Origin of the sequence: Solibacillus palustris (assembly GCF_022549215.1) — a bacterium.
Lineage (GTDB): Bacteria > Bacillota > Bacilli > Bacillales_A > Planococcaceae > Solibacillus > Solibacillus daqui.
This window is the reverse complement of sequence record NZ_JAKZFC010000005.1, coordinates 1-26,873: the sequence shown is the minus strand read 5'-3', so window position 1 is coordinate 26,873 and position 26,873 is coordinate 1. Positions and strand designations below refer to the sequence as shown.

At 38.1% G+C, this 26,873-nt stretch carries 26 protein-coding genes, 16 tRNA genes and 1 rRNA gene; 11 read left to right on the top strand and 32 right to left on the bottom strand.

The features are described 5' to 3' along the window. Positions 1-144 precede the first annotated feature (144 nt). Positions 145-1,650, bottom strand: a complete 1,506-nt coding sequence (locus tag LZ480_RS13015; protein ID WP_241369866.1) for a coproporphyrinogen III oxidase — start codon at positions 1,648-1,650, stop codon at positions 145-147. Positions 1,651-2,118: 468 nt separating this feature from the next. On the opposite strand from LZ480_RS13015, the gene LZ480_RS13010 reads away from it, so the two are divergent. Further along, positions 2,119-2,493 (top strand): hypothetical protein, encoded by a 375-nt coding sequence (locus LZ480_RS13010; RefSeq protein WP_241369865.1) that lies wholly within the window; start codon positions 2,119-2,121, stop codon positions 2,491-2,493. A gap of 31 nt (positions 2,494-2,524) precedes the next feature. Here LZ480_RS13010 and LZ480_RS13005 read toward each other — a convergent pair whose 3' ends face one another. Beyond that, on the bottom strand, positions 2,525-2,869 hold the full coding sequence (locus LZ480_RS13005) for a YlbF family regulator (protein WP_241369863.1): 345 nt from the start codon (positions 2,867-2,869) through the stop codon (positions 2,525-2,527). A 21-nt stretch (positions 2,870-2,890) separates the two neighbouring features. Continuing rightward, entirely contained in the window at positions 2,891-4,036 is a 1,146-nt protein-coding gene (locus LZ480_RS13000) for a DUF445 domain-containing protein (RefSeq protein WP_241369861.1), read from the bottom strand. A 107-nt stretch (positions 4,037-4,143) separates the two neighbouring features. On the opposite strand from LZ480_RS13000, the gene LZ480_RS12995 reads away from it, so the two are divergent. Beyond that, complete coding sequence (locus LZ480_RS12995; RefSeq protein ID WP_241369860.1) at positions 4,144-4,353, top strand: YheE family protein; 210 nt, start codon at positions 4,144-4,146, stop codon at positions 4,351-4,353. 704 nt (positions 4,354-5,057) lie between these two features. After that, entirely contained in the window at positions 5,058-6,362 is a 1,305-nt protein-coding gene (locus LZ480_RS12990) for a hemolysin family protein (protein WP_241370213.1), read from the top strand. A gap of 67 nt (positions 6,363-6,429) precedes the next feature. Here the strand turns inward: LZ480_RS12990 and LZ480_RS12985 are convergent, their stop codons facing one another. The 5 genes from LZ480_RS12985 to LZ480_RS12965 form a co-directional block, all read right to left on the bottom strand. Further along, on the bottom strand, positions 6,430-7,080 hold the full coding sequence (locus tag LZ480_RS12985) for a response regulator (RefSeq protein WP_241369859.1): 651 nt from the start codon (positions 7,078-7,080) through the stop codon (positions 6,430-6,432). An 11-nt stretch (positions 7,081-7,091) separates the two neighbouring features. Then, positions 7,092-8,204, bottom strand: a complete 1,113-nt coding sequence (locus tag LZ480_RS12980) for a GAF domain-containing sensor histidine kinase (protein ID WP_241369858.1) — start codon at positions 8,202-8,204, stop codon at positions 7,092-7,094. A gap of 340 nt (positions 8,205-8,544) precedes the next feature. After that, the gene (locus tag LZ480_RS12975) at positions 8,545-9,825 is read right to left on the bottom strand and encodes a DUF4179 domain-containing protein (RefSeq protein ID WP_241369857.1); all 1,281 of its coding nucleotides are present in this window, start codon (positions 9,823-9,825) and stop codon (positions 8,545-8,547) included. Positions 9,826-9,827: 2 nt separating this feature from the next. Next, a complete protein-coding gene (locus LZ480_RS12970; protein ID WP_241369856.1) occupies positions 9,828-10,328 on the bottom strand; it encodes a sigma-70 family RNA polymerase sigma factor in 501 nt (166 codons plus the stop codon). A 102-nt stretch (positions 10,329-10,430) separates the two neighbouring features. Continuing rightward, positions 10,431-11,972: a carbon-nitrogen hydrolase family protein gene (locus LZ480_RS12965; protein ID WP_241369855.1), complete on the bottom strand. Its 1,542-nt coding sequence runs from the start codon at positions 11,970-11,972 to the stop codon at positions 10,431-10,433. Positions 11,973-12,146: 174 nt separating this feature from the next. Here LZ480_RS12965 and LZ480_RS12960 point away from each other — a divergent pair, with 174 nt between their 5' ends. From LZ480_RS12960 to LZ480_RS12950, 3 genes are read left to right on the top strand one after another with little or no spacing between them, the layout of a single operon-like run. Continuing rightward, entirely contained in the window at positions 12,147-12,572 is a 426-nt protein-coding gene (locus LZ480_RS12960; protein ID WP_241369854.1) for a disulfide oxidoreductase, read from the top strand. 1 nt (position 12,573) lies between these two features. Then, positions 12,574-13,044, top strand: coding sequence for a thioredoxin family protein (locus tag LZ480_RS12955; RefSeq protein ID WP_241369853.1), 471 nt, complete (start codon positions 12,574-12,576; stop codon positions 13,042-13,044). 60 nt (positions 13,045-13,104) lie between these two features. After that, complete coding sequence (locus tag LZ480_RS12950) at positions 13,105-13,938, top strand: RluA family pseudouridine synthase (RefSeq protein WP_241369851.1); 834 nt, start codon at positions 13,105-13,107, stop codon at positions 13,936-13,938. Between the two features lie 50 nt (positions 13,939-13,988). On the opposite strand, the gene LZ480_RS12945 is transcribed toward LZ480_RS12950, so the two are convergent. Both LZ480_RS12945 and LZ480_RS12940 read right to left on the bottom strand, forming a co-directional pair. Continuing rightward, on the bottom strand, positions 13,989-14,540 hold the full coding sequence (locus tag LZ480_RS12945) for an acyl dehydratase (protein WP_241369850.1): 552 nt from the start codon (positions 14,538-14,540) through the stop codon (positions 13,989-13,991). Positions 14,541-14,573: 33 nt separating this feature from the next. After that, entirely contained in the window at positions 14,574-15,404 is an 831-nt protein-coding gene (locus LZ480_RS12940) for an aldo/keto reductase (RefSeq protein ID WP_255731438.1), read from the bottom strand. Between the two features lie 231 nt (positions 15,405-15,635). On the opposite strand from LZ480_RS12940, the gene LZ480_RS12935 reads away from it, so the two are divergent. Then, on the top strand, positions 15,636-17,252 hold the full coding sequence (locus LZ480_RS12935; RefSeq protein ID WP_241369849.1) for a long-chain fatty acid--CoA ligase: 1,617 nt from the start codon (positions 15,636-15,638) through the stop codon (positions 17,250-17,252). Between the two features lie 54 nt (positions 17,253-17,306). Here LZ480_RS12935 and LZ480_RS12930 read toward each other — a convergent pair whose 3' ends face one another. Further along, complete coding sequence (locus LZ480_RS12930) at positions 17,307-17,468, bottom strand: hypothetical protein (RefSeq protein WP_241369848.1); 162 nt, start codon at positions 17,466-17,468, stop codon at positions 17,307-17,309. A 380-nt stretch (positions 17,469-17,848) separates the two neighbouring features. Between LZ480_RS12930 and LZ480_RS12925 the strand changes: the two genes are divergently transcribed. Both LZ480_RS12925 and LZ480_RS12920 read left to right on the top strand, forming a co-directional pair. Continuing rightward, positions 17,849-18,736 carry a VOC family protein gene (locus tag LZ480_RS12925; protein WP_241369847.1) on the top strand — a complete coding sequence of 296 codons (888 nt, stop codon included), beginning with the start codon at positions 17,849-17,851 and terminating at the stop codon, positions 18,734-18,736. Between the two features lie 104 nt (positions 18,737-18,840). Beyond that, the gene (locus tag LZ480_RS12920) at positions 18,841-19,608 is read left to right on the top strand and encodes a sporulation protein (RefSeq protein ID WP_241369846.1); all 768 of its coding nucleotides are present in this window, start codon (positions 18,841-18,843) and stop codon (positions 19,606-19,608) included. Between the two features lie 180 nt (positions 19,609-19,788). Here LZ480_RS12920 and trmL read toward each other — a convergent pair whose 3' ends face one another. After that, entirely contained in the window at positions 19,789-20,262 is a 474-nt protein-coding gene (gene trmL, locus LZ480_RS12915; RefSeq protein ID WP_241369845.1) for a tRNA (uridine(34)/cytosine(34)/5-carboxymethylaminomethyluridine(34)-2'-O)-methyltransferase TrmL, read from the bottom strand. Between the two features lie 20 nt (positions 20,263-20,282). Then, complete coding sequence (queG, locus tag LZ480_RS12910; protein ID WP_241369844.1) at positions 20,283-21,413, bottom strand: tRNA epoxyqueuosine(34) reductase QueG; 1,131 nt, start codon at positions 21,411-21,413, stop codon at positions 20,283-20,285. Positions 21,414-21,505: 92 nt separating this feature from the next. Between queG and LZ480_RS12905 the strand changes: the two genes are divergently transcribed. Both LZ480_RS12905 and LZ480_RS12900 read left to right on the top strand, forming a co-directional pair. Beyond that, positions 21,506-22,195 carry a B3/B4 domain-containing protein gene (locus LZ480_RS12905; RefSeq protein WP_241369843.1) on the top strand — a complete coding sequence of 230 codons (690 nt, stop codon included), beginning with the start codon at positions 21,506-21,508 and terminating at the stop codon, positions 22,193-22,195. 13 nt (positions 22,196-22,208) lie between these two features. Next, complete coding sequence (locus tag LZ480_RS12900) at positions 22,209-22,718, top strand: hypothetical protein (RefSeq protein WP_241369842.1); 510 nt, start codon at positions 22,209-22,211, stop codon at positions 22,716-22,718. Positions 22,719-22,975: 257 nt separating this feature from the next. Here LZ480_RS12900 and LZ480_RS12895 read toward each other — a convergent pair whose 3' ends face one another. The 19 genes from LZ480_RS12895 to rrf all read right to left on the bottom strand — a co-directional run bounded on the left by LZ480_RS12895 (position 22,976) and on the right by rrf (position 26,780). Then, positions 22,976-23,887: a S66 peptidase family protein gene (locus LZ480_RS12895; RefSeq protein ID WP_241369841.1), complete on the bottom strand. Its 912-nt coding sequence runs from the start codon at positions 23,885-23,887 to the stop codon at positions 22,976-22,978. Positions 23,888-24,136: 249 nt separating this feature from the next. Continuing rightward, positions 24,137-24,850 carry a glucosamine-6-phosphate deaminase gene (gene nagB / locus LZ480_RS12890; protein ID WP_408641624.1) on the bottom strand — a complete coding sequence of 238 codons (714 nt, stop codon included), beginning with the start codon at positions 24,848-24,850 and terminating at the stop codon, positions 24,137-24,139. A 292-nt stretch (positions 24,851-25,142) separates the two neighbouring features. Continuing rightward, positions 25,143-25,224, bottom strand: a tRNA-Leu gene (locus tag LZ480_RS12885). A 49-nt stretch (positions 25,225-25,273) separates the two neighbouring features. Then, positions 25,274-25,347: transfer RNA gene (locus LZ480_RS12880), tRNA-Cys, on the bottom strand. Between the two features lie 7 nt (positions 25,348-25,354). Beyond that, a tRNA-Gly gene (locus LZ480_RS12875) sits at positions 25,355-25,429 on the bottom strand. 7 nt (positions 25,430-25,436) lie between these two features. Next, positions 25,437-25,511, bottom strand: a tRNA-Gln gene (locus LZ480_RS12870). Between the two features lie 27 nt (positions 25,512-25,538). Beyond that, positions 25,539-25,614 (bottom strand) — tRNA-His (locus LZ480_RS12865). 33 nt (positions 25,615-25,647) lie between these two features. After that, positions 25,648-25,723 (bottom strand) — tRNA-His (locus LZ480_RS12860). A gap of 27 nt (positions 25,724-25,750) precedes the next feature. Then, positions 25,751-25,824, bottom strand: a tRNA-Trp gene (locus tag LZ480_RS12855). An 8-nt stretch (positions 25,825-25,832) separates the two neighbouring features. Next, positions 25,833-25,916 (bottom strand) — tRNA-Tyr (locus LZ480_RS12850). A 6-nt stretch (positions 25,917-25,922) separates the two neighbouring features. Next, positions 25,923-25,998: transfer RNA gene (locus LZ480_RS12845), tRNA-Thr, on the bottom strand. A gap of 7 nt (positions 25,999-26,005) precedes the next feature. Next, positions 26,006-26,081 (bottom strand) — tRNA-Phe (locus tag LZ480_RS12840). A 23-nt stretch (positions 26,082-26,104) separates the two neighbouring features. Beyond that, positions 26,105-26,180: transfer RNA gene (locus LZ480_RS12835), tRNA-Asp, on the bottom strand. Between the two features lie 3 nt (positions 26,181-26,183). Continuing rightward, positions 26,184-26,258, bottom strand: a tRNA-Met gene (locus tag LZ480_RS12830). 21 nt (positions 26,259-26,279) lie between these two features. Then, positions 26,280-26,355 (bottom strand) — tRNA-Val (locus LZ480_RS12825). Between the two features lie 27 nt (positions 26,356-26,382). Then, positions 26,383-26,457, bottom strand: a tRNA-Glu gene (locus tag LZ480_RS12820). A 15-nt stretch (positions 26,458-26,472) separates the two neighbouring features. Beyond that, a tRNA-Ser gene (locus LZ480_RS12815) sits at positions 26,473-26,564 on the bottom strand. A 10-nt stretch (positions 26,565-26,574) separates the two neighbouring features. Then, positions 26,575-26,650 (bottom strand) — tRNA-Asn (locus tag LZ480_RS12810). Between the two features lie 14 nt (positions 26,651-26,664). Further along, a 5S ribosomal RNA gene (gene rrf / locus LZ480_RS12805) occupies positions 26,665-26,780 on the bottom strand. Positions 26,781-26,873 lie beyond the last annotated feature (93 nt).

Genomic DNA, 26,873 nt, shown 5'->3' with positions numbered 1-26,873 from the left:
TCCCTTTAAGTGTACACAACATTAGACGAATAGAAAAACACATTCGGAATAAAACCGTGTCGCAGTTTTGTGGATTCCTCCACTTTCTTACTCAGAACAAAAAGAGTGAACTGCTGCAGATGTAACAGTTCACTCTCGATTGTATTAGGATGAATACATCTCATCTAATATTTTTATTTTTTTCGCAATGGCATCTTCAAATGTCATAATATATGCTGCTGGATCTTTCGGATTGTGGAATTGCGTAATTTTACCTGTTTCTGGGTGTACAAATTTCGAGGATGCACCACAACCAACACCTAAAATCGTTTGTACTTCTTCCATTATAACGATATTGTATATCGATTCTTCACTCGGTTTACAGTATCCTACATTTTCTAAATTACCTAAAATATTTTTTTGACGGTATAAATAATAAGGGACATAGCCATTAGCAGCTGTCCAATCCGTTGCCATTTGCATCATTTGTGCGACTGTATCACGGTCAGCTACTTTATATTTGTCTTTGTTACGCGTCATTTCCGATGCACGTTTAAAACTTAATGTATGCACCGTTAAGCTTTCTGGTTGCATTTTAGCCGACTCTTCTAATGAATGCTGGAATTCCTCAATCCCTTCATTTGGTAAGCCTATGATTAAATCCATATTAATATTGTTCATGCCTGAATTACGTGATAGCCAAAACTTTTCAATGGTTTCCTCTACTGTATGATGACGGCCAATTGCCTTTAATGTTTCTTGCGTATAACTTTGTGGATTTACTGAAATACGGTCAATGCCCCACTTTTTCAGCACTTCAATTTTCTCTGGTGTAATCGTATCAGGACGACCTGCCTCTACCGTAATTTCTCGTATCGATTCAGGGTTTGGGAAGGCATCAAACATCGTTTTGTAAAGTGCATCCATTTCATGCGCTTCGATTGACGTTGGTGTACCTCCACCCCAATAAATCGATGTAATGCGCATATTTTTCTTCGTAAGCCATTTACCCATTTCCTGTAATTCAATGTGCAAACCGTCGATAAATTTCTCAACTCGGCCCGCTTTACGATTGGATTGAATCGCATAGGCTGGGAATGTACAGTATGCACACATTGTAGGACAGAAAGGTACCCCGATATAAATCGAAATTTCTCGTCCTAGCTCATCTAAATCTGGAATGACCTTTATTTGACGCTCAACAATCGCTTTCATGAGTGCGATTTTTTGATCAGAAATTCGGAAATCCTCTTTTAAAATTGTTGCGATTTCTTCATCAGACTTCCCTGCTTTACGGTACTTGTGATACAGCTTCGTAGGACGAACTCCCGTTAAAATGCCCCACTGCTGTGTCATCCCTGAATATTGCTCTAACACATCTAGCATGACATGCGATAACGCACGCTTCATACGAATGCTTTGCTCTTTTTCAGTACCTTCCGTTGCATAACCAATCGAATAGCTACTTGTAAAGGCTTGACCATCTACTAATAATTCTGCCGCCGTGTGAATTGTAAACGAGGCATCAATAGAATGCTCAAAAGCTAATGTCATATCCGCACCATCGTTTTCAATTTGAATGACCGAGTCTTCGTAAAACAGATTGGCAATATGATTTAACACGCGTGTCCAATCCTCTTTAAATTGTTCATTTATATGAATTGTTTTCATTATTTATTCTCTACTTTCCTATCTAAATGAAGATTAGAAAAGATTTCGCGCATAATAGCGAAAATCAATGTCTTTTCTAATATGGATATTCCCTAAAAAAACCTAGTTTCTTAATTACTAATAACAAAATCCATCTCATTGTAACAAAAAATGAAATGGAATAAACGAATACTGCTTATATTTTTTGAAAAACACCTTTCTAGCAAAACCAATGCGACTGATACTTTTCTATATGAAATGAAGTAGAAATTTCCGCGCTCGTATCCACCTTAAAAAAATTACCAATTTTTAATAGTCATTTAACTTAATTTTAACCTTTCATCTGTAAAATTAGTTATAAATTTAGGATACAAAGGGGTTTCCACTATCTATATAGTAATAACATGGTAATTTTTTACTATATTTCATTAGACTAACTTTATAGAATATTCTATACTTTTTATTATCAACTATTAAATGGAGGTAGCAATGATGGTTCGACCACTAAACTTTACAACTCAGAAATTCACTGATATAGTAAATCAACTTTCTATCGGCATTCATACGTTTGATATAAATCGCTGCGATGAGCGTACATTTTACATTACAATAAATGTTACTTATGCAAATAATTCAACTACTTGCGATTTAATTTTCTTGATTGATCGCGACGAATTATTTGGCGCGATTTCATTAAACGACCTTTATGAAAATGTGCAACATTTCTTTTCACAACACTTTAACTATCAATTACTTTATACAGACGAAATGCAAATTGCTAAGCTCGTTACAAAGCATCCTAGCTTTTCAGAGAGCATTCGCAAATACTCAAAAAAATTCCCAAAACACTCTATTTCATTATAAAAGGCTCACACAATTGTGTGAGCCTTTTATCTTATAGTCCGTCGTATAATGACTGGATTGGCTGTGTAATAATGCGGTTTACTTCTTGAATAACTGCGCTTAAAGCCATTTCTGCTTCTAGCATTGCTAAAATTTTCAGGTCTTGTTGCGCTAATTGAGCTACTTTTTGTAAATACACATATTCTTCTTCTGTAATTTCTTCACCTGCATTTTGCTTATCTTGCATCTTCATTTGTACATCGCGGAAATTTGTGAATAGTTTCTTTGCTTCTTCATCTTCACGTACTGCATCTACCGCTTTTTGTAGATTTTCGAACTCATCTGTTTTGCGGAATGTTGCTTGAAGTTTATTAATATCTTCATAAATGTTAATCATCTTAAATCCTTCTTTCTCGTTTTAGTTCGTCAACAAGACGACAATTGCTTGAATAACCCCTACAAGACCACCAATAATACCACCTAACCAAGTGATTAGCTTGAGCTCTTTGCTAATAATACCAAGTACAAGCTCCTCTAATTTAGCAATCGGGAATGAATCCACCTGCTCACGCACGACTTCCGCTAAATTTAATCGTTTTAACACATCTTCAATTTTATTTTCTGCTACGATAAACAACTTCTCCATGACTTTAGGTAATAGCTCAACCGTTACCCATTGTATTCCTTGTGGCCAATAATCATTAATCGTTTTGTCTAAGCGTGATTCAATCGCTAGTGCATTTTTTGCATAGCTTTGGATGCTATACTCAATCGTATCAAAGTTTACATCATTCATAAAGTCCATCGCTGGACGATTTTTAATTTTTTCCCATTCTGAGCTAAAAATTCGCTGTAATAACGCCGCTGTGCCTGGTGCTTGTAAAAATTTCACAAGCTCACGCTGCACTTTATCAACAAGTGATGTTGAATCGCCTAAAAACATTTGAATCATGCCACCGAATGAACCCTTAGTCGATAAAAAGTCATCAAGCATATTTTTGATTGCCATTGCGCCTTCTTGTGATAAGAAATAATCTTCACCCTTTTGTAAAATTTGCTCAACCGCTTCATCCACTTTACGGTCTAATACAGGCTCTAAATCAGTCGGTAAAATTTCACGAATCGCTTTTGACGATAATGTATTTTTCACCGACATCAATTGACTATGAATAATTTCATCCACTTTTCCTTCAACCGTTTGTGGTAATGTTTGAATTCCGGCTAAATGCAACCAATCATTTATCGTTTTTTCATCCGTAAATATTTCTTGTTTCACCTTGTCCTGCGCAAATGTTAATACACTAGCTCGCACTTCTGTAGATAAAAATTTCTTTTTAATCGTATCAGGTGTTAATAAATAATCCGTTACTGTTTTGCCTAATTGAATCGCTAAATCACCACGACGCTTCGGAATTAGACCTGGTGTTAAAGGTAACTTCCACTTTTTGAAGTAAATCGGCTTATACGGTCTAAATAGCATTTTAATCGCCATGTAGTTCGTTGCTGCACCAACGACCGCACCGACGACACCAAGTAAAAGTAATAGCGTAATAAATTCTCCCATTGATCTCACTCTTTCCTCATCTATATCTATTCTATTATTAATTTCTTCAAACAAAAATTGCAACAACTGACTACTTTCTTGTACGATTAAATCGGGAGGGAAGTTTCATGATTCAACATTTTAGCTATAAACCACTATTTGAAAACAGCCAAATTCCAGGCTGGTCTGTTAGTTTCTTTTTTAAAAATGAGCGATTTACTGCAGACTATTATAAAGATGGCAGTATTCGCTTCATTGGTAATGCCCCACAACAAGACGAACTTGCCAACGTAGAAAAAATGGTACATGAGTTGATGTTATTCCACGTTTATGAATGAATGAGAAAAGCGCTATAGCGCCCTTCCAGCCCCGAGTGGGCAAAACGCCACGTCCATGTGGCATGCCCCCAATGTCTCACATCGTGTGAGCCTCAGACATTGGAGAGCTCGACGCAAAAGTAAACGCACCAACACTTTTGCAGGAGGGATCTAATGGTGCGAGGGGCTGGCGCTTTAGCCTAGACACTTTAAAAAAATTTATTAATTTTATACGTTCTTATTTTTTTAAGAAAAAAAGCACCCTCACTTTTGAGGATGCTCTCTTTATCCCGCATTAAGGGACAGTAAGAAGCAAACTGTCCCTAAAAGCCCGATTGGTGAAAACTAATGCTCGGTGAGGGATAAATCCCTCACCGAGCAAAGTTTCACTTTATGCGCATTCAAGTAAATTATTAAAATAGCTGGCTAGAGAATTTATTTGCTGGCATTTTTTAAAATAAATTTCTCATCTATTCAAATAATTACTTGTTCAATAGATTACCATTAAATTACTGATAATTCAATTTTTAATACATTATTTTTTAGTGTATGCACAAAACCCCCTAACATTTCAAATAACATAATTTGTTTTTTTAGCATAAATATTTTATCATTGTAGTATTAAAATTTTTTTAGGAGGTGTACTCTTTATTTGCCGTGCCCATTTGTGCCGCAAGTAAGGAATATATTTGGACGTAGACATAGGTATTGAACTAACCATTAGGTTGATAGTATTTGCTATCTTAATTGCCGCTACGGCATTTTTCGTTGCAACTGAGTTTGCAATAGTTAAAGTAAGAACGACAAAAATCGATCAGCTCGTTGCTGAAGGAAACAAAAAAGCAATTCGTGCAAGAAAGGTCATCACTAATCTTGACGAGTATTTATCTGCTTGTCAATTAGGGATTACAATTACCGCTCTTGGACTTGGATGGCTTGGAGAACCAACCTTTGAAATTATTCTCCACCCACTATTCGAATTTTTAGGATTAAGTGGTAGTGTTACATCCGTTCTTTCATTTATTGTTGCCTTCTCACTCGTAACGTTTGTACACGTTGTCGTAGGGGAATTAGCACCTAAAACTCTTGCAATTCATAAAGCAGAAGAAATCACTTTAAGTTTATCAGGCGCAATTATTTTGTTCCACAACATCATGTATCCTTTTATTCGTACTTTAAATGGTTCAGCACGTGCATTAACAGGACTTTTTGGTTTAAAAATGATTTCTGAATCTGAAGCAGCACACTCTGAAGAAGAGCTTCGCATGATTTTAACAGATAGCTATAAAGGAGGAGAAATTAACTCCTCTGAATACGAATACGTAAACAGTATTTTTGAGTTTTCTGAACGCATTGCGAAGGAGATTATGGTTCCTCGAACTGAAATTATTAGTATCGAAAAAGATCAAACAATTCGTGAAGTATTTGAGCTAATGGGAATCGAGCAATATACACGTTATCCGATTACCAATGGCGATAAAGACCATGTTATCGGTTTAATTAACATGAAGCATTTATTAACCGCTTATATTAAAAATCCAGCAAATGGTGATAAAAAGGTTGAAGAATATATGCAACCTGTTATCCGTGTTATTGAAACAATTCAAATTAGTGATTTACTTTTAAAAATCCAAAATGAACGCATTCATATGGCAATTTTAATGGATGAATACGGTGGTACATCTGGTTTAGTAACGATCGAAGACATTATCGAAGAAATCATCGGTGATATTCAAGATGAATTTGATGATGATGAAATTCCTGAAATTCAAGAAATCGCAAAAGACCACTATATCTTTGATTCTAAAATGCTGCTAGAAGAAGTAAACGACATTTTAGGAACAGACATTGAAGATGAAGACATCGATACAATCGGTGGTTGGTTCATGACGCAACGCTTTGATGTTGAGCTAGGCGATATAATTGAAATGCAAGGATACAAATTTAAAGTTACCGAGTTAGATGGTCACCACATTTTGTATTTAGAAGTTACAAAATTACCTAAGTTTGAAACGTCAGACAAAGAATAATTTTTAAAGCCCGCATTTTCTTAGTAGAAAGTGCGGGCTTCTTCTATTTAAATAGGGTTGAATCATATTATGCGTTTTCACTTGGCTCTGTTAAATTATGCTTAACTGCATATAAAGCAGCTTGTGTACGGTCTTGTACTTGCAACTTTGTAAAGATATTCGAAATATGCGTTTTTACCGTTTTTTCCGTTACATATAGTGATGAAGCGATTTCACGATTGCTTTTCCCTTTTGTTAGCTCTGCAAGTACATCTTGTTCGCGTGGTGTTAATGGGTTAATAAAATGCGGTTTATTTTCCTCTTCCCGTAACCCTTCTTCTAGCTGCGTAGTTGCCTCTGGATGCAATGTATTTTCACCGCGCATAATTTGACGAATCGATTCCACTAAATCATCCGGCTCAATATCTTTCAATTGATAACCTGATGCCCCTGCCTCCATGGCGGGCAGCACATGGTCTTTATCAGAAAAGCTTGTCAGCATTAATACCTTAATATCCGGCCATTTACTCTTAATTTTTTTCGTCGCTTGAATGCCGTCCATCTCTGGCATAACTAAATCCATTAGTACAATATCTGGTGCAAACTTTTGGACAAGCTCAATTGCCTCTACACCGTTTTTTGCTTCACCAACCACTTCAATATCCTTTTGCGTTTTTAAGAAAAATAATAATCCACGACGTACAACGTGATGATCGTCTGCAATTAATACTCGAATCATTGTAACTCCCCCTAATACGGCAAGCGGACTAATAGCTCTGTCCCTTTACCAATCTCACTTACCCAATCCGCCGTTCCACCAACCGCTTGCGAACGATCTTTTATTGACTGAATCCCAATTGATGGAATGTCATCGATTGCATCAACATTAAAGCCCTGTCCCGCATCTTTTACAACTAGCAATACATCTGTTGCGGTTATATTTATGAAAATTTGGACTTGTGTTACACCGGAATGTTTTCGCACGTTATTAAGTGCCTCTTGCGCGATTCGAAACAGTGTTTCCTCCACGCGAGACGGCAATTGAATAACACCTGCTACATTGACCGATAATTGTAAGTTCATCATTTCCGCATAAACTTTAATTGCTTCAATAAGCCCACTTTCCAGCCCTTTTGGACGTAATTGCCAAATAAGTGCTCGCATTTCTGTCAATGCCTCTTGTGTGAGCTGCTGAATATCTTTGAACGTTTCTTTTAACTCTTCTTGCTCCGTCATTTCAATACCTGCACGAGCTGTTAATGTCACAGAAAATAATAGTTGATTAACGGAATCATGCAAATCACGTGCTAAACGGTTACGTTCCTGTACGAGTGCAATTTCTTGCTGCTCATTTGTTAAATAAATACGCTTAATGGCCGAGCCCATTTGAAACGCAACGGATTCAAGTAAATCAAGCTCTTCATCCGTAAAACGCACCGTATTGCGTGATGCAACATTGAGTATGCCAAAACGTTCTTGTCCAGATTGCAATGGCACTGTCGCATGGTGTGTAATGTCATTATGATCTCCGTCATTTGCTTCAATCGCACCTTCAATACGCTGGCATTCGATAATATTCGAAGCTTTTTTTAGTTCATCATTGCGGAAACGTGACACACACCAACATCCGCCGCGTTTTAAATGCTGACAATCATTATAACTAAGCGCATCGGGTAAGTTTTGCTTTACAACAAGCTCGGATTTTCCCTTTTCATCAATAAAGAAAATCCAGCCTGTTTCAAATTTCGTCCCGCTTAAAAATTTTGATAATGCGCCATTTAACATCGGAATCATTTCGGTTTCTTCGTTTAACAGCTCAGCAATTTCTTTTAGTATTGCAATATTAGAATGATTATTCGTCATTGGCATTCGTCCCTTTTCATTGCGCTTTCTATTATCATATCACGCAAGCAAACGCCTAGCATCGCAATCTCCCTCATACTTTTGAATGAAAAGGGAGTGTGCGAGGAGTATTTCTGGGACACTCCCTTTTTGCCGAGGGTGGAGGGTGGTCATGAATGCGTTGTCACACGATGTGACGGTTTTAGCATTCGTTTCTATTCTGACCACCGCCTAAAGCGGAATATTACTGCACGAGGTTTGAACTGTCCAAAAAGTGATGACTTTTTTGGACAGCCCCTAGTGGTAATATAATTCGAACACTGCAGAAGTAATATGCTATCGCTAATGCCGCTTTGCTAAGTTAATCTTGTAATGGAATCGTTACTTCTGCTGTCCCATTTAAATACTTCGGATAGCTATAGAAATAAATCTTAATTGGATTTTGGTATTTTTCTAAATCATAGCTAACTGTCGCTTCATGATACTTTTCATCTATCCCTGAAACAGAAGAACTTTTTTCGCCTAGCACCTTCCCTGTTGCATCAACAGCCTCACCAAATAATTGTCGATAATGACTCATATTAGCAGGCTTATATTGTACTCTCACTTGCATTGGGTATACTTCCACTTTTGATAAATCAATAAAATCTGGAGCAAAGACGACTTGCTGTTTCTCAAAATCAACTTCTATATAATCTTGCCCTTTTGGTAATGCTTCCACTTCAGCAATTTTTAATGTTAATGATTTTGGCTCTCTAAAATAATTACTTTGTAAATAATGGGTCATCGTCTGTTCATCCATTGAGCCCATTCCCGAAATGCCATTCGAAACTTTACCCCACACCTCATTATTTTCATCTAATAGTTCAAGTGAATTAAAGCTTAATATACGTTGGTCATTTGTTGGATCGATTGTAATTTCAATGCCTACACGAAGCGGTGAAATCTGAACCTCATTTACCGTAAATCGTTGCCCATCAATTTCTAACTGTTCATTTAGTGTATAAACTTTTGTTTTCTTAATTTTATTTTTTAATGTAAATGGGACGCGAATTGTTTCGTCCTTTAAAATGAAATGCACTTCGAAGTTTGGTTGACTGTAGTCCATGCCTTCACTTGAAGCAATTTCAATTGTATTCGCAAACTCATAAATTTCCTCATTGATAAAGTTACTATACGTCACAGCAGCTTTTACAAGTTCGCCATTTTGAAACACTTCAATTTGCATATCTTTATATTTTTGTAAATCTTGCTCACTACTTAAACGATACATAATAAACATCCCTGTTTCATCTGCTATTACCTCTTCAATTACTGCTTTAATGCCCTCCTGCTCAGTGGTAGCGTAAATCTTCTCGTTATAGCCATGCTCTAAGACATCCTCAAATCCTTTATTATGCGTAATGAGTTCCACAATCGTTTGTAAGCCCGGAACTTTGGCAACTGCATATGCGATTGTCGGTGAAACACGAATTGATAAAATGAACAGGCAGATGGCTGCAGCGGTTATTAAAGAAACCGTCCATCTTTTACGCCTTTTTTGTTCCGTTCTTTTTATTCGTAAAGCACGCTCCCTTGCTTGTGCTAATGCTTCGTGAGGCGTATTAAGCTCCTCTAAATATTTTTTTAACTTGTCATCCATTATCATTCACCTCTTTCTATTAACAGCCCTCGGAGTTTTCTTATTGTATAGTGCAATCGGGATTTAATGGTACCTTCTGAAACTTGTTGGATTTGTGCGATATCCTTCATTTTTAAATCTTTAAAGTATCGTAAAAAAATGAGCTCCTGTTGTTCAATTGGGAGTTCGGCAATTACTTCAGCGAGCTCTAAAGGCTGTGCCTCTTCATTCGGAATTTCTAGTTCCTCTTTCAACTCATACCGAGCTTGTTTCTTTTTCATATCTAAACAAATATTAATTAATACGCGTATAAGCCAAGTGTGTAAGTATTCAGGTTGTTTGACGGTATGTATTTTTTTTAAGCAACGGTACGTCATTTCTTGAATGGCATCAACTGCATCATGCTCATTTTTTAAATAGGAAAAAGCAATTTTATAAAAACCATCTTCATATCGTTCTAAAAGTGTAACAATGGCATTTTCATTTCCGGCAATGGCACTTTTTATTAACTGCTGCTCATCCATAATCAGCCCTCCTTTATGTATTAGACATTTTTACGTTCACTTTCGTTCAATTACGAAAAAAATTCTGCCACCTTTTACAATAGCAGAATTTCCCATCGTGTATTATTTCAAATAATCGACACGGTACACATCATGGCGACGATCTTTTAAGTGTTTCACCGTTCCGTCTTGGCGCTGACGACGCAGGATTTCCAAATCAACATCACCAATGAGTACCATCTCTAAATTCGGACTTGTTTCACCTACAATGCCATCGCGCGCAAACTCAAAATCACTTGGCGCAAAAATACCAGACTGAGCATACTGAATATCCATGTTTTCCGTTTCAGGTAAGTTGCCAACCGTTCCCGAAATAACGGTGTAAATTTGATTTTCCACTGCGCGGGCCTGTGCACAATAACGCACGCGTAAATAGCCTTGACGGTCCTCGGTACAAAACGGTGTGAAAATAATATTGGCCCCCATATCCGTTGCAATGCGCGCTAGCTCTGGAAATTCAATATCATAACAAATCTGAATCGCAATTTTCCCGCAGTCCGTATCGAACACTTCTACTTTATCACCACTGCTTATCCCCCACCATTTACGTTCATTTGGCGTAATATGCACTTTATATTGCTTTTCAATCGTTCCATCACGTCTAAATAAATACGCAATATTATAGATTTCTTCGTCCTCTTCCTCTACAAAGTGTGAGCCGCCAATAATGTTCACGTTGTATCGAACCGCTAAGCTCGTAAACAACTCCATATATTCCGGTGTATATTTCGTTAATTTACGCACTGCCTGTGAAGGGGACTTTTCATTTAAAAAGCTCATCAGCTGTGTTGTAAAAATTTCTGGAAATACAACAAAGTCCGACCCTGCATCCGAGCCAACGTCCACAAAATACTCACATTGCTTAGCAAAATCTTCAAATGAATCGATTGCACGCATCATGTATTGTACAACACAAATACGTACAGGATAGCTCGTCTTAAAATGGCGTTTCGAATGCGGACGATAATCAACATTATTCCATTCCATTAACGTTGCATACTTCCCTGAAGCAACATCGTCCGATAAATAATTCGGATTAATACGCATCAATATAAAACCATTCATCATTTGAAACGTTAACACTGGATCATAAATTTTATGGCGGCTTACCGCGTCCACATAATCACGAGGACTCATTTCCTCTGAATGCACATGAAAATTCGGAATCCGTCCCCCGATAATAATTGATTTCAAATTAAATGAACGTGCTAAATCTTTTCGTGCTTCATATAAACGATGGCCTACCTTCATACGCCGATACTTTGGATGGACCATCACTTCAATGCCGTACAAGTTATAACCATTTGGATCATGATTCGTGATAAAGCCATTATCGGTAATATCATTCCACGTATGTCGGTCATCGTATTCATCAAAGTTGATGCGTAAACTCGAACAAGAACCGATTACCTTGCCGTCCAATTCTGCTACGATTTGCCCTTCCGGAAAAATCGTTAAATGACTATATAAATGTGCCCGTTCCCATGGTTCCATGCCAGGAAACGATAAGCGCTGAATTTCTAAAATTGCTTCTATATCCTCTGTTGTCATATTACGAATAATCATTGGTTTTTCAAATTTCGAAATGTCTAAAGCATCGGTCATATAAAATTCCCCCTTTACTATTAAACTTTTCCTTTTCATAGCATTTATTAAACGTAACAATTTCATTTTAAGCAATTTTTTTAAGCTTCTTCATTGCATTTCCATAAATTGATTTTTTCTTGAATTCAAACTATAATCAATGCAGGTTAAATTTTGAAACACGAGGTATAAGTAATGTCAAAAAAACTTGAAAATGCCTTACTCATGATTTGGGTCGTGTCATTAACAGCGACACTTGGATCATTGTATTTTTCTGAAATACGAGGCTACGAACCATGTACCCTTTGCTGGTACCAACGCATCATTATGTATCCAATTGTTCTTATTACGACTATTGCTTACATCCAAAAAAATGCAAAAATTGCATTAACAACGGCTGTATTTTCTAGTATTGGGGCGGCTACATCCCTTTACCATTACAGCTTGCAAAAACTTGATTTTTTACAAGATTCCGCACCTGCATGTGGTCGCGTACCATGTACAGGTGAATATATTAACTGGCTTGGATTTATTACAATTCCATTTTTAGCATTAACGGCATTCGTCATTATTGCTGCAACTAGTTTTTATATGTTAAAAGTTTTGAAGGAGGAGAAATAACATGAAGAAACTTGCTATTGTTGGCGCAGTCGTAGTCTTATTATTTGCCGCGATTATCGTCCTAACGAACATGAAAAATGCTGACAAACTAAAAGATAATCCATACGAAACAGAAGAATTAAGACAATCGACAATCGATTTACTAGACGATAAAAATTACCAAAACATCATTTTACCAGATGCATTAGCTGATAAAATTGCATCAGGTGAAGGAGTTGTGGGTTACTTCTTCAGTCCAGAATGTTCACACTGTAAAAACTACACACCAAAAATGATGCCAATCGCCAAAGATTTAGGTATTCAAGTCGACCAATTAAACGTATTAGAATTCCAAGAAGCTTGGAACACTTACAACATTACAGCAACACCGACAATGATTTACTTTGAAAACGGTGAAGAGGTTGCGCGTGTTGAAGGCGACGCACCAGATGCAACTACTAGGGATTTCTTTAACAATATTGTGTTAAAATAAGAGGATATTCAAAATCGTGCTTTATTATAAGCACGATTTTTCATTTGGAGGAAACTAGACATGTTCACATATACAATTTATGAAAACGGGCAAACGGTAGAAGATTTACTACGTAATAAATGGCGACTGGGAAAAAAGCTTGTGCATGAGCTTCGTATGGCAAAGGCGGTAACAATCGACGGGGAGCCAATCATGTGGAAGGAGCCATTCGATAAAGGAACGAAAATCGAATTTAACTTTGAAATCCCAGCCTCTAACTACATCCCAACACAAACTTGTGATGTCATTATTCGATATGAAGACGAGCACTGTTTAATCGTTTCAAAACCTAAAGGAATGGCAACACATCCAAACGAGCCAACCGATAACGATACATGTATGAACCATGTCATGCGTCACATCGTTGATAATGGTGGGCATTACGCAGAGCATGTACACCGTTTAGATCAAGGAACAAACGGCCTATTACTTGTAGCGAAACATCCAATTGCCAAATCTATTTTCGACCGAATGATTGAAGAAAAGTCAATCATCCGAACATATGCAGCTGAAGTACAAGGAAATATTCGTACAGATAATGGCACAATTAGAGCGGCTATCGGCAAAGACCGCCATCATAATACTCGCCGCGTAGTTGCACCCAATGGACAAAACGCTGTTACGCATTATGAAGTTGTAAACCGCTACAAAGGGACATGTGTTGTTCACGTTGTACTAGAAACAGGTCGCACACACCAAATTCGCGTACATATGGCGCATATTGGTCACCCAATCGTTGGCGATACACTCTATGGCGCACGCGAATCAGCAGCCGGCACATATGCCTTACACGCCATTCAATTAGCTTTTTCACACCCATTTTTAAATGAGGATATTGTTGTAAAGGATATGTAAGAAAATAAGGGACGAGAAATAGCATCATGCATTTTCTCGTCCCCTATTTTTTAATCAACTTTCTCACGCTCTACATACGGTATGCCGTTTTGAATTGAGTAATGATAAATATAGCTTATTGCTTGCGAGTTTAATTCTTTTTCTTTAATGACAAACGAATTACCAGACTTGGCAATTAGCTTCACTTCGCCCTTGTTATCTCCTACGACATATTCATAGTACACTTCCGAAAGCTCTGTCCATTCATACTGATCGTTCATCCATAAAAAATTGCGCTCAATTTGCTCGTTACTAATTTTCAAATAGTTTTGCGTCGAATAATAGGCCGTACTGCCACCAATTACAAGTAACAAAAGACTAATTCCATAAATTACTTTTGTACGCTTATACGCTAATAAGCCAAACATCGCCCCAAAAACGAGGCTGGCTCCTATAATAAGACGTATGGTAATTGGATTTATTAGAAATACATCTTGATCTTCTGGCTTTACGAAAAAAAAACTTTGAAATATCGGTTGTAATAACATGATATATGGCGTAAAAATCAAAATGGTAATGGCAGCCATCGAGAAAAATAACCCTGGCGAAAAATTTTTAAACATCATCTCATCCCCCAAGAAATGTGAATTTACACGTTAAAAATCAAACTTAAAGCTATCTGGATTTTGTCCGAAGCGTTCATTACGATTCAAGGCATTGATTTCCTGCATTGTCACTTCAGTTAATTCGAAGTGGAATATTTCACTGTTTTCCTTAATACGTGATGGCGTTACTGACTTTGGAATGACTATAATATCATTTTGTAGATGCCAACGAATTATTACTTGTGCTGGTGAAACACTATATTCATTTGCAATACGTACTATTGTGTCGTCATTTAATATTTGCCCTCGACCAAGTGGTGACCACGCAGTAACGCCAATATTGTGTTCCTTACAAAATGCGTGTAGTTCCGCCTGATTTAAATAAGGCTGTAATTCTACTTGGTTAACCATTGGTGCGACGTTACAGTTTACTAATAGTTGTTGTAAGTGATGCTCATGGTGATTGGATACACCCGTTACCCGAATTAATTTTTCATCATATAAACGTTCGATTGCATGATACGTATCCACAAATTTACCTTCTACTGGCCAGTGTGTTAAATACAAATCAACATAATCCATATCTAATTTTTTTAATGAAGTTTCAAACGCTCTTAGTGTATTGTCATATCCTTGGTCAGAATTCCATACTTTAGTTGTGACAAAAATATCTCCACGCGCAACAGATGAATTGCGAATGGCTTCTCCTACTTCTTCCTCATTGTAATACAGTGCAGCTGTATCGATTGCACGATAACCTAAATCTAATGCAGTTGTAATAGCTTGCAATGTTTCATCACGGTCTGTCATTTTATATACCCCTAGGCCAAGTCTAGGCATTTCAACGCCATTTGCTAATGTTTTTGTTGATTGTAAATTCATATGAATCACCTCGGTTTTAATTTCAATCTATTATAGCATTATTCAGATTAGTTAATTACCATATTTTATCATCTGATTTACGGATATAACTTAAAATAGTTTCAAAATTCTTGAAATTACCATTGTTTTTGTAGATAGAAAACATATTGTCTAGTATAATTCTATTTACAGAAAATTCTTTCAACTAGAGTTCTACGTAAAATTATTATTTTCGTTTAGGAGCTGATAACTATGATGGATACACAGTTAGTTTTGACAGGATTTTTAAAGCGTGCAGCACGGTATTTTCCAAACAAGCAAATCATTTCACGTACAAGCCCTACGACTACACATCGCATTACTTTTAAGGATTACGTAAAACGTACACACCGCCTAGCAGATGCTTTAGCGAAGCTCGGTATGACGCGCGGCACAAAAGTCGGTACATTCGCATGGAATCATCATCGCCACTTAGAAGCGTACTTTGCGGTTCCATGTAGTGGTGCAATTTTACACACAATTAATATACGCTTAGCACCCGAACATATTATTTATATTATTAATCACGCGCAGGACGAAATTCTATTAATTGATGGCGACCTGTTCCCATTAGTCGAACCTGCACTCAGCCATTTAAAAACGGTCAAGCATATTATCATCATGAGTGATGACTTGGCAGCACCTGAATCATCATTTACAAATGTGTATAGCTACGAGCAATTACTAGAGCAAGCTGATGAAAACTTTGTATTTCCAGATGACTTAGACGAAAATCTACAAGCTGGTATGTGCTACACATCTGCGACAACCGGCATGCCAAAAGGTGTTGTTTATACACATCGTAGCATCGTCCTGCATAGTTTGGCGCTAGGTCTTGCCGAATCATTTGCTTTAACAGAGCGTGATGTCTCGCTACCAATTGTGCCAATGTTCCATGTAAATGCATGGGGCTTCCCATTTGCAGCACTTAACTTTGGCTCAAACATTGTGTTACCAGGTCCGATGGTAACACCAGGCATTATTTTAGATTTAATTGAACAAGAAAAAGTGACAATTACTGCTGGTGTTCCTACAATTTGGCTTGGTGTTCTTGCTGAGCAAGAAAAGCATCCGCGTGACCTGTCATCGATTCGATTAGTTATTTCAGGTGGTTCTGCATCACCAAAAGGTTTAATTCAAGCGTACAACGAAAAACTTGGTGTACCTTATGTCAACGCTTATGGTATGACCGAAACTTCACCACTTGTCAGCATGTCGCATCCAACTTCTGAAATGGACAACTATAGTGCCGATGAGTTGTTAGATATGCGTGTTACACAAGGCTTAACCGTGTCGTTAATTGAAACCGAAGTTGTAAACGAAAACGGTCCTGTTCCATGGGACGGTGAAACGATGGGTGAACTACGAGTACGTGGTCCATGGATAGCGTCTAGCTATTATCAAGATGAGCGTTCAAATGAAGCATTCCGTGAAGGTTGGCTGTACACAGGTGATATCGCTATATTAACAAAAGAGGGCTATATTAAAATAACCGATCGAACAAAAGACTTAATTAAATCTGGTGGTGAGTGGATTTCTTCTGTAGATTTAGAAAATGCACTGATGTCACACCCTGCCGTATTCGAAGCAGCCGTTATCGCTGTACCTCACCCAAAATGGCAAGAGCGTCCACTAGCTTGTGTTGTCTTAAAAGAAGACGCTAGCGCTACAAAAGACGAACTTCTCTCATTTATTGAACAAGAGGTTGCAAAATGGTGGATTCCAGACGATGTTGTCTTTTTAAATGAAATTCCAAAAACATCTGTTGGAAAATTTTTAAAAGCCAAATTACGTGAAGATTTAAAACACTACGAAATTCAAACAACTTAATAAGCAATATAAGAAGTCCGCTATCAAAAAATGATAACGGACTTCTTATATTGCTTATTCGGTTTTTTCATCATCAAATTGTTGTGGGTCTGCAATTCGATTGGTTTCTTCTAGCTGTTGCTCATCACGCATATTTTCCATTTGCTTGCCTAGTAGGCGTAGCTCTTCCATTGAATTAGCCATATTCCCATTGACGATTTCTTCCCGTTTTTTCATTAATTATTCCTCCTATCCCATTAAACTTTTACCAAATTAGAACCATTTCTGTCATAATATTAAGTATTCACATCCATTTTTTGTGCTATACTGAAAAAAGAGACAATTAAAACATGAGGAGGACACTTCCATGAAATTAATTTTAATTCTTGGTGTTTGTGTATCATTCTTAACAGCTATGTTCACAGCTGGTTACGATAGCGATAACAAGCCATTCGCTAAAACTAAAAACTAATTTTAGCTAGCTTTCACTAAAAGACAATTGTGTTTTTAAACACAATTGTCTTTTTTTGCTTGACATCTTTACGGTGGCAATTTATATTAGTTACATAAAGTAAGTTACTTATAAATTACAATCTATATAAAGGAGCAATTAGACAATGGCTACACATTTTCATAAAAAACCAAATTTGTATTCATCTCATGTTCAATTAAAGGTTTCAAATTTAGCACGTTCAATCGAATACTATACAACTATTATTGGCTTTAAAGTTCTAGAACAAACAGAAACGGAAGCTTTTTTAACAACTGATGGTCAAACAAGCTTAGTATCACTTGTGGAAGTTCCAAATGCATCTCCACTACAACGTGGTTTCACTGGGCTTTACCACTTTGCATTATTATTACCCTCTCGCAAGGATTTAGGAAACATCGTCCAACATTTTGTTAACTTAAATATACGTATTGGAGCTGCAGATCATGATGTTTCAGAAGCATTGTATTTAAATGATCCTGACGGTAATGGTATCGAGATTTACATCGACCGTGACGAATCGGAATGGACTTGGTTCGAGGACGAGCAAGTGCATATGGTTACGGAGCAACTAAACTTCCAACCAATTTTAGCGGCAGCTGATGGCAAATGGGATGGCTTACCAACTGGCACTGTAATGGGGCATGTGCATTTATCCGTTGCAAGCATTGAAAAATCAGAGCAATTTTATACAAATGTATTAGGTTATAATGTCGTGACACGATATGGCGCACAAGCATTATTCATTTCAACAGGTAAATATCACCACCACTTCGGCTTAAATACGTGGAATAGCAACAACGGCCACGCACCAACAGAAGATATGGTTGGGTTAAAATCGTTTACCGTTGTACTAAAAGATGTAGCATATGCTGAAACAGTTAAACAAAGCTTGCTCGACAATGGCTATTTAGTAGAACAATTTGAAGCAGCACCTAAATATGGAGGCGAACAAGCCTTTTCAACAGTTGATCCAAATGGCTTACGCATCGTGTTCACAATCGAAGGGAACTAATATAACAGGGCGGAAGGAAAATAAAAATTTTCTTCCGCCCTTTTGAAACTTAATTTTATTTAATTCGTATAAAGTAGATAAAATAATAAATTGGGGGAATTGTATTGTCACTATTTAATAAAGTTTTAGCAAGTGTTGGAGTTGGGGCGGCTACGGTTGATACAAAATTACACAAATCAAGTTACACAATTAACGAAATGGTTACTGGTGTTGTAGAAATTGTCGGTGGCAATACTGAACAGCAAATCGATGCTATTTATTTAACGCTCTACTCAAACTTCATTCGTGAAATTGATGATAAAAAAGTCAATGATCAAGCTGCATTACAAAGCATTAAAATTAACGAGCCTTTCACAATTCAAGCAAATGAAAAACGTGAAATTCCATTTTCAATGGATTTACCTTCAATTGTACCAGTCACAACGGGTCATTCACGTGTATGGATTCATACGGGCTTGGATATTAAAAATGCCATTGATCCAAGCGATAAAGACTTTCTGGATATTCAGCCAACGCGTTTAGCAAGTGCTGTTTTATCTGCAGTTCAAAATCTTGGTTTCCGTTTACGTAAAGTAGATACAGAGCAAGCACCTTCATACTTACGTAATCGGACAAAAATTGTACAAGAATTTGAATTCCAAACAACGAACAATACGTATCGCCGGTATCTAGATGAATTAGAAATTGTATTTTTAGAGCAATCGGAGCGTTCTGTCGAAATTTTAATACAGGTAGATCGACGCGCACGTGGACTTGGTGGCTTTTTATCTGAGGCGTTTAATATGGATGAGAGCTTTATTCGTTTAACGATTTTCGAAAACGATAATATTCAAGCAAAATTAGCCGATGCCATTGAAAGTAAAATGCGTTAATTTTTCAGCGGGTGTTTGGACACTTGCTTAAAAAATTAACGCCTCCGGAGGATGTCACGGATTCGGTAAGGAGTTCTTTGCGTTTGCGCAAAGCTGAATCCAGACACAATTACGTCGAGGCATAATTGATTCAAATAATGAAAGGTGCACGTATACAATCTGTGCACCTTCCTTTTTTACTTATTTTAATCCCGGATAATTTTGCTGACGTAATGCTTCATAAATCACAATAGCTGCTGTATTCGATAAATTTAATGAACGTACATGGTCGCTTTGTGGTATTCGTAAGCACATTTGCGCACGCTCTTGTGCAAAATCTTTCGGTAAGCCTGTCGTTTCACGACCAAACATGAAATAAATATCGCGCGTTGTATCGCTAAAATCATGTGTTGTATACGGTTCGTCACTATACGTTTCGATTAAATACACATCACCGTTTTTACTATATTCAATAAAATCTTCTAATGAATCGTGGTATACGACATTTACATGCTCCCAATAATCTAATCCTGCGCGTTTTAACATTTTATCGTCTGTTGAAAAGCCTAACGGACGGATTAAATGGAGTGACGTGTTCGTACCAGCACATGTACGGGCTATATTTCCTGTGTTTGCTGGAATTTCTGGTTGATATAAAACAATATGGTTTGGCACTTTTTATCCTTCTCTCTTACTTATTGTAGCAACGCTAGTCCTTTTTGAATTTCGGCTAGCACTTCCTCGTCTTTTTCTACTTCGAGCGCTTTCATCAGTACTTTTTCGGCATTTGCTGCACCGATTTTACCGATTGTCCATGCAGCCGTACCACGAATGACAGGGCGATCGTCTTTTTGTAACAAGTCGATTAAATCTGGCATTGCACTTTCTTCTTTAAAATGGGCGAGTGCTAATATCGCATTACGCTGAATCGGCTTTTTGCCACGCCATGAGCCCGATACATGACCAAACTTCGCTTTAAACTCTTTATTTGAAATTGTCAGTAGTGGTCGCAATAACGGCTTAGCAATTTCAGGATCTGGTGTAAATTCGTCATGTATCCAATTGAGCTTCCCTTTATTTTTTGGACATACCGTTTGACATGTATCACAGCCATATAAACGATTGCCTATTTTGGCACGAAATTCATCTGGTAAAAAGCCTTTCGTTTGCGTTAAAAAGGCAATGCAACGCTGCGAATTTAGCTGTCCCGGTGCTACAATTGCACCCGTAGGACAAACATCTATACATAAATTACAGTCCCCGCAATCATCCTCAATTGGCGTAGTCGGTGCGAATGGAATATTCGTCATCACTTCACCCAAATAAACATATGAGCCAAATTCCGGCGTAATAATCGAACAGTTTTTTCCGACCCAGCCGATACCCGCGCGTTCTGCAACAGCACGATCTACAAGCTCCCCTGTATCAACCATTGATTTGGTCTTTACATTCGGCACATGCTCGATTAACCACGCTTCGATTAACTGTAAACGTTCCCGAACAGCTGTGTGATAGTCAATTCCCCACGAAGCGCGACAAAAAATACCACGGCGCTCCCCTTTTTTCCCTTGTGGTGCATTTTCCATACGTGATGGATAAGCTAACGCAATTGCAATTATACTTTCGGCTTCATCTAATAACCGTAAAGGCTCGGTACGTAATTCGATGTCGGATTCTTCAAAACCAGATTGAAATCCTAATTGTTGCTGACGGCGCAAACGATTTTTTAGTTCATGAAACGGTGCTGCTGTTGTAAAGCCAATTTTATCAACTCCGATTGATTGTGCATATTCAATAAGTTGCGCCTGAAGCTGTGTCACATTCATTTCCCCAGCCCCTTTCATTTCTTCCAAATAGCTATAGCAAATTTTAGTAATTCTTTATTCAATCCATTACAATAATAGATAGGTGATGACATATGAAAATTTCAATTAACGAAACAATCTTTTCCAAAGCCGAGCAATTAAAAATCGGCCTTATCCATTATAGCAAAATTACCGTGGCAGAATCTCCTCAAATGATTAAAGGTCGCACACAACTTTACCAAGAAAATTTATTTTTTGAATTGCAGGAGTCACCCGTAACAGAACGTGTAGGTATTAAAGAATGGCGCCAACTTTGGAAAACATTCGGTGCTGACCCGAATCGTTACCGTCATTCTGCAGAAAGCCTAATGCGTAGAATCTCAAAGCAAAATTATCTAACACCGTTTCACTCGGCTGTCGACTTAAATAATTTCTTCTCGCTACAATACGAGCTTCCGATTGGTATATATGATACAAGCAACATTGAAGGCAATATTGAGATCGCGCTTGGTGATGAAAACACTGGTTACGAAGGCTTAAACGGTCGCTATAACGCACTTGCTAATATTTTGTATTCACAAGATGCGCTCGGTGCTTTCGGTAGCCCATTTGTTGACTCAAAACGCACCGCAGTAACAGAAGAGACAACGGACGCACTACAAATTTTTTATTTACAGCCATCTCTACAAGTAGAACAAGCAGAGCAGCTATTAACGAGTGCTGGCAATATGTTTACGCAAATTAATGGCGGCGATTACACGATAGCAGTACTAGCAAAGGACAACCCGACAATTCAATTTTAAGGAGTGTTTAGATTTGAGTATTAATTTAGCAGAATCCGTAAAATTAAAAAGTATCATTACAAAGAAGATTCAAGAACTGACAATCGCGGTACATCAAGTAACTCATGTTGTAATTGAAAAAGGCGAGGAACCAAAGCAACCCGCCCTTACGCTTGACAAGTTAGAAGCGGATTTAAAACAACTCCGTTACGACTCCCGCAAGCTTGATGCACTCATTTATCGTGCAAACATCGAAAATACCATCGTTTTTAACGATGAAGAAATGCCGATTGTTGAAGCCATTGAATTAGCAAACCAATTGCGCGCTGAAGCAGCGTTTTGTAAAAAGCTTGGCATGGAAGAAAAAGAATCCTATTATCATTCTGTGGGAGATACAATGCTATACCGTATCGCACTTTACGAGCCACTTGACTATTTAAACCGTTCCAACGAACTTGAAAAACAGGCACATCGTTTATCGAATGCAATTAACGCGAAAAATTATCAAGTGGCAATTGCATTTGACGATTCAAAATATTACTAATCCTAGGGCGGTGAGACTCCAAACTAGGTAATAACGAGCGACCCATTTGCAAATGTAAATTTAACTTAGTCTAAACCAATCAACACTTACCTGTTACTTTGTTACCTTTAACTCATGACCAACCATTGTCAAAGCTAACAACAATCAGCGAATTACTTGATTTTTGCTCGTTATTAAAAGACCCTCTACTCACTTTTGGTGAATAGAGGGTCTTTGCTATTTAATCTATACTAAGATACTTTAAGACTGTAGTATTTTTATTTGACGCCCGGCAAAATGCTTAGTGTCTTTTCATCAGCATTTAATATAGCATCCACACCCAATGGAATTGCAACATTTGGCGTACAATGCCCGATTTTAAAGCCTGCAACTGTTGGTTTATTAAAAGGCTTTAAATAGCCCGTAATCATCTCAATTACATCCTCATAACTATATGTGTCATCCGACATATTGAAGTCCCCAATTACAAATCCTGCAGCCTGCTCTAGCTTACGTGCTAAACGTAATTGATTCATCATATGGTCAATTTGCTCAATCTTTTCACCAATATCTTCAAACAGGACAATTTTATTGCGTACATTGATTTCAAATTTCGTACCTAATGTACCTACTAAGCGATTTAAATTACCGCCAACAAGCTCACCTCGCACCACGCCTGGAATTACTGTCATAAGGGGGGCGATGCTTTCTGTATACTGAATTTCAATCGGTTGGAATAACTGCTGGAACATTCTTTGTGATAGCTCATCTAGTGCTCCTTGTGGGCTGGATAACATCGGTCCATGGAATGTTACTAAATTAGAGAATTCATTTACCTGTGTATGTAATGCCGTAATATCCGAAAAGCCCCAAATAATTTTTGGATTGTCCTCTAATAATGGATAACTAATTTTATCAATCACACGTGAAATTCCATAGCCACCCTTTGCTAAAAAAATTGCCTTCACTTCTGGATCTTGTACCATTGCATGGAAGTCAGCAGCACGCTCTTCATCAGTTCCTGCTAAATAGCCCTCATAGCTTTGAATCGTATTTCCTAATTTATAACGTAAGCCAAGCTGTTCTATAAACGCTAGCTTTTCTCCTAATGTTTCTTGTGTAAGCGGGCTACTTAAATTAACTACCCCTACTGTATCCCCTTGTTGTAATCTTGCTGGTCGAATTTTCATTTGTTTGACCTCCTTTTGCTACTGTCGTTATTGTATCATAGCGTTTTATGTAAAGCGCACTACCAGGCTACTCGACATTTTTAGTAACGATTGCCATTGGCGCACTCATGTTACTACCATTCACCGTATTTGAGCTTTTAACAACTTCTCAATCGATTGACATAATAAGAGCGTAAGTTGATGTCTTTATCTCTGTAAACTATTTTCTTTCAAAAAAAAGGTGCAGCATCGGATACTGCACCCCTTTTACTATTTTACGTCAGTATAAATTACCGTTACATTTGAATGGTTATGCAATGCACTTGCTGGGAAATCCTCTGTAATTACACCGCTACGTAAACGATTTATTGCTTCTTGCTTTGATGCACCTGATATTAAGAGCACCACTTTTTTCGCATTTAAAATCGTTTGAATCCCCATTGTAATTGCATGAGTTGGTACTTCTTCAATCGAACTAAAGTATATTTTATTTGCTTCACGCGTTGACTCTGTAAGTTCTACTACATTTGTTCCTAAAGCAAACGGCGTACCTGGTTCATTAAATCCGATATGGCCGTTAACACCAATACCTAAAAGCTGAATATCAATTCCACCGGCAGCCTCAATCTTCGCATCATATTGCGTTGCAGCAGCTTGTAAGTCAATTTTATCCCCTTCTGGTAAATGAATATTGTCATTCTTCATATCCACATGGTTAAAGAGCTGCTGATCCATATAATAGTGATAGCTTGCTTTATTTGCTGCATTAATGCCTACATATTCATCTAGATTAAATGATTGTGCCTTTTCAAATGAAATTTCGCCTGCTTTATTTGCTTCAACAAGTTCTTTATAAAATCCTTCTGGCGTCCCACCCGTTGCCAAACCTAGCACCATCTCAGGGTGTTTCTGTAACTCTTCTTTAAAAATATTGGCTGCAATTTTACTCAATTCATCATAATTTGCAGCTTCAATCCAATTTATATTCGATACTGTAGTCATCATCAATACCTTCTCCCTTTAGAGCGTAATTTTTAATATCTCCATCTTATTTCTTAACATCATCATGTTAATTTTATCTAAAAATTTTATTATATGCTATATATAAAATCGACAAATTTCCTTTTAATAACACTATTATTTTGTTTATTAACCACATTTATAAACACATTATCTATTTAACTTTATTTAATATTTTCATACAAAAAAAGACCCTCAATAGTTGCTGAGAGTCTTAATTTAATAAGGTTTATGACAGTTAACCTTATTAATAGTATACCGATAGTCGGGGTCGAACCGACACTCCCGAAGGAACCGGATTTTGAGTCCGGCGCGTCTGCCAATTCCGCCATATCGGCAAGAAAATGGATATAAAAAAAACCGGATTAACCGATTTCATTAAAAATATGGAGGCGGCAACCGGATTTGAACCGGTGATAAAGGTGTTGCAGACCTGTGCCTTACCACTTGGCTATGCCGCCATATTTATGGAGCGGAAGACGAGGTTCGAACTCGCGACCCCCACCTTGGCAAGGTGGTGTTCTACCACTGAACTACTTCCGCAAATGAATGGCTGGGGAACCTGGATTCGAACCAGGGCATGACGGAATCAAAATCCGTTGCCTTACCGCTTGGCTATACCCCAATAAGGGAAATTTCAATTTAATAAAAATGGGGCGACTGATGGGAATCGAACCCACGAATGCCTGAACCACAATCAGGTGCGTTAACCACTTCGCCACAACCGCCACTATATTATATATTATAAACTGAAAAATAAATGGGGCGACTGATGGGAATCGAACCCACGAATGCCTGAACCACAATCAGGTGCGTTAACCACTTCGCCACAACCGCCATTGTATTTAGTTTAAATGTTAAAATTGGCAGGGGCAGTAGGAATCGAACCCACACTGACGGTTTTGGAGACCGTAGTTCTACCTTTAAACTATGCCCCTAAAAAAGATGGTGGAGGGGGACGGATTCGAACCGCCGAACCCTAAGGAGCGGATTTACAGTCCGCCGCGTTTAGCCACTTCGCTACCCCTCCAGGTAATGGTGCCGGCGAAAGGAGTCGAACCCTCGACCTACTGATTACAAGTCAGTTGCTCTACCAACTGAGCTACACCGGCAAAAATATGGTGGGTTTGGACGGAATCGAACCGCCGACACTTAGAGCTTCAATCTAATGCTCTACCAACTGAGCTACAAACCCATTTATGTATAAATTATTAAAAATGGCGGTCCCGACCGGGATCGAACCGGCGATCTCCTGCGTGACAGGCAGGCATGTTAACCGCTACACCACGGGACCTTTTGGTTGCGGGGACAGGACTTGAACCTGTGACCTTCGGGTTATGAGCCCGACGAGCTACCACTGCTCCACCCCGCGATAATACTATATTATTTTTAATGGTGGAGGATGACGGGCTCGAACCGCCGACCCCCTGCTTGTAAGGCAGGTGCTCTCCCAGCTGAGCTAATCCTCCATGCTGGATATAATGAAATATAATTAATGGTGACCCGTACGGGATTCGAACCCGTGTTACCGCCGTGAAAGGGCGGTGTCTTAACCACTTGACCAACGGGCCATTTAAAAGTTTGCCTGGCGGAGAGTAAGGGATTTGAACCCTTGATGCAGTGTTACCCGCATACACGATTTCCAATCGTGCTCCTTCGGCCACTCGGACAACTCTCCAAGATTTAGATGGCTCCGAAGGCAGGACTCGAACCTGCGACCTGCCGGTTAACAGCCGGATGCTCTACCAACTGAGCTACTTCGGAATAATTATATGTTAGCCTAGCGACGTCCTACTCTCACAGGGGGAAACCCCCAACTACCATCGGCGCTAAAGAGCTTAACTTCTGTGTTCGGTATGGGGACAGGTGTGACCTCTTTGCCATCATCACTAGACTAATTTCGAAAGACATTTATTATTATACTTTAATTAACTTATTTCGTCAAGTATTATTATATTTTTTTATTCTTTCAAAACTGGATAAACGG

Excerpts from the sequence above, each read along its gene's own strand:
- LZ480_RS13015 (WP_241369866.1), bottom strand. The coding sequence starts at position 1,650 with ATGAAAACAATTCATATAAATGAACAATTTAAAGAGGATTGGACACGC.
- LZ480_RS13010 (WP_241369865.1), top strand. The coding sequence starts at position 2,119 with ATGATGGTTCGACCACTAAACTTTACAACTCAGAAATTCACTGATATA.
- LZ480_RS13005 (WP_241369863.1), bottom strand. The coding sequence starts at position 2,869 with ATGATTAACATTTATGAAGATATTAATAAACTTCAAGCAACATTCCGC.
- LZ480_RS13000 (WP_241369861.1), bottom strand. The coding sequence starts at position 4,036 with ATGGGAGAATTTATTACGCTATTACTTTTACTTGGTGTCGTCGGTGCG.
- LZ480_RS12995 (WP_241369860.1), top strand. The coding sequence starts at position 4,144 with ATGATTCAACATTTTAGCTATAAACCACTATTTGAAAACAGCCAAATT.
- LZ480_RS12985 (WP_241369859.1), bottom strand. The coding sequence starts at position 7,080 with ATGATTCGAGTATTAATTGCAGACGATCATCACGTTGTACGTCGTGGA.
- LZ480_RS12980 (WP_241369858.1), bottom strand. The coding sequence starts at position 8,204 with ATGACGAATAATCATTCTAATATTGCAATACTAAAAGAAATTGCTGAG.
- LZ480_RS12975 (WP_241369857.1), bottom strand. The coding sequence starts at position 9,825 with ATGGATGACAAGTTAAAAAAATATTTAGAGGAGCTTAATACGCCTCAC.
- LZ480_RS12970 (WP_241369856.1), bottom strand. The coding sequence starts at position 10,328 with ATGGATGAGCAGCAGTTAATAAAAAGTGCCATTGCCGGAAATGAAAAT.
- LZ480_RS12965 (WP_241369855.1), bottom strand. The coding sequence starts at position 11,972 with ATGACCGATGCTTTAGACATTTCGAAATTTGAAAAACCAATGATTATT.
- LZ480_RS12960 (WP_241369854.1), top strand. The coding sequence starts at position 12,147 with ATGTCAAAAAAACTTGAAAATGCCTTACTCATGATTTGGGTCGTGTCA.
- LZ480_RS12955 (WP_241369853.1), top strand. The coding sequence starts at position 12,574 with ATGAAGAAACTTGCTATTGTTGGCGCAGTCGTAGTCTTATTATTTGCC.
- LZ480_RS12950 (WP_241369851.1), top strand. The coding sequence starts at position 13,105 with ATGTTCACATATACAATTTATGAAAACGGGCAAACGGTAGAAGATTTA.
- LZ480_RS12945 (WP_241369850.1), bottom strand. The coding sequence starts at position 14,540 with ATGTTTAAAAATTTTTCGCCAGGGTTATTTTTCTCGATGGCTGCCATT.
- LZ480_RS12940 (WP_255731438.1), bottom strand. The coding sequence starts at position 15,404 with ATGAATTTACAATCAACAAAAACATTAGCAAATGGCGTTGAAATGCCT.
- LZ480_RS12935 (WP_241369849.1), top strand. The coding sequence starts at position 15,636 with ATGATGGATACACAGTTAGTTTTGACAGGATTTTTAAAGCGTGCAGCA.
- LZ480_RS12930 (WP_241369848.1), bottom strand. The coding sequence starts at position 17,468 with ATGAAAAAACGGGAAGAAATCGTCAATGGGAATATGGCTAATTCAATG.
- LZ480_RS12925 (WP_241369847.1), top strand. The coding sequence starts at position 17,849 with ATGGCTACACATTTTCATAAAAAACCAAATTTGTATTCATCTCATGTT.
- queG (WP_241369844.1), bottom strand. The coding sequence starts at position 21,413 with ATGAATGTGACACAGCTTCAGGCGCAACTTATTGAATATGCACAATCA.
- LZ480_RS12905 (WP_241369843.1), top strand. The coding sequence starts at position 21,506 with ATGAAAATTTCAATTAACGAAACAATCTTTTCCAAAGCCGAGCAATTA.
- LZ480_RS12895 (WP_241369841.1), bottom strand. The coding sequence starts at position 23,887 with ATGAAAATTCGACCAGCAAGATTACAACAAGGGGATACAGTAGGGGTA.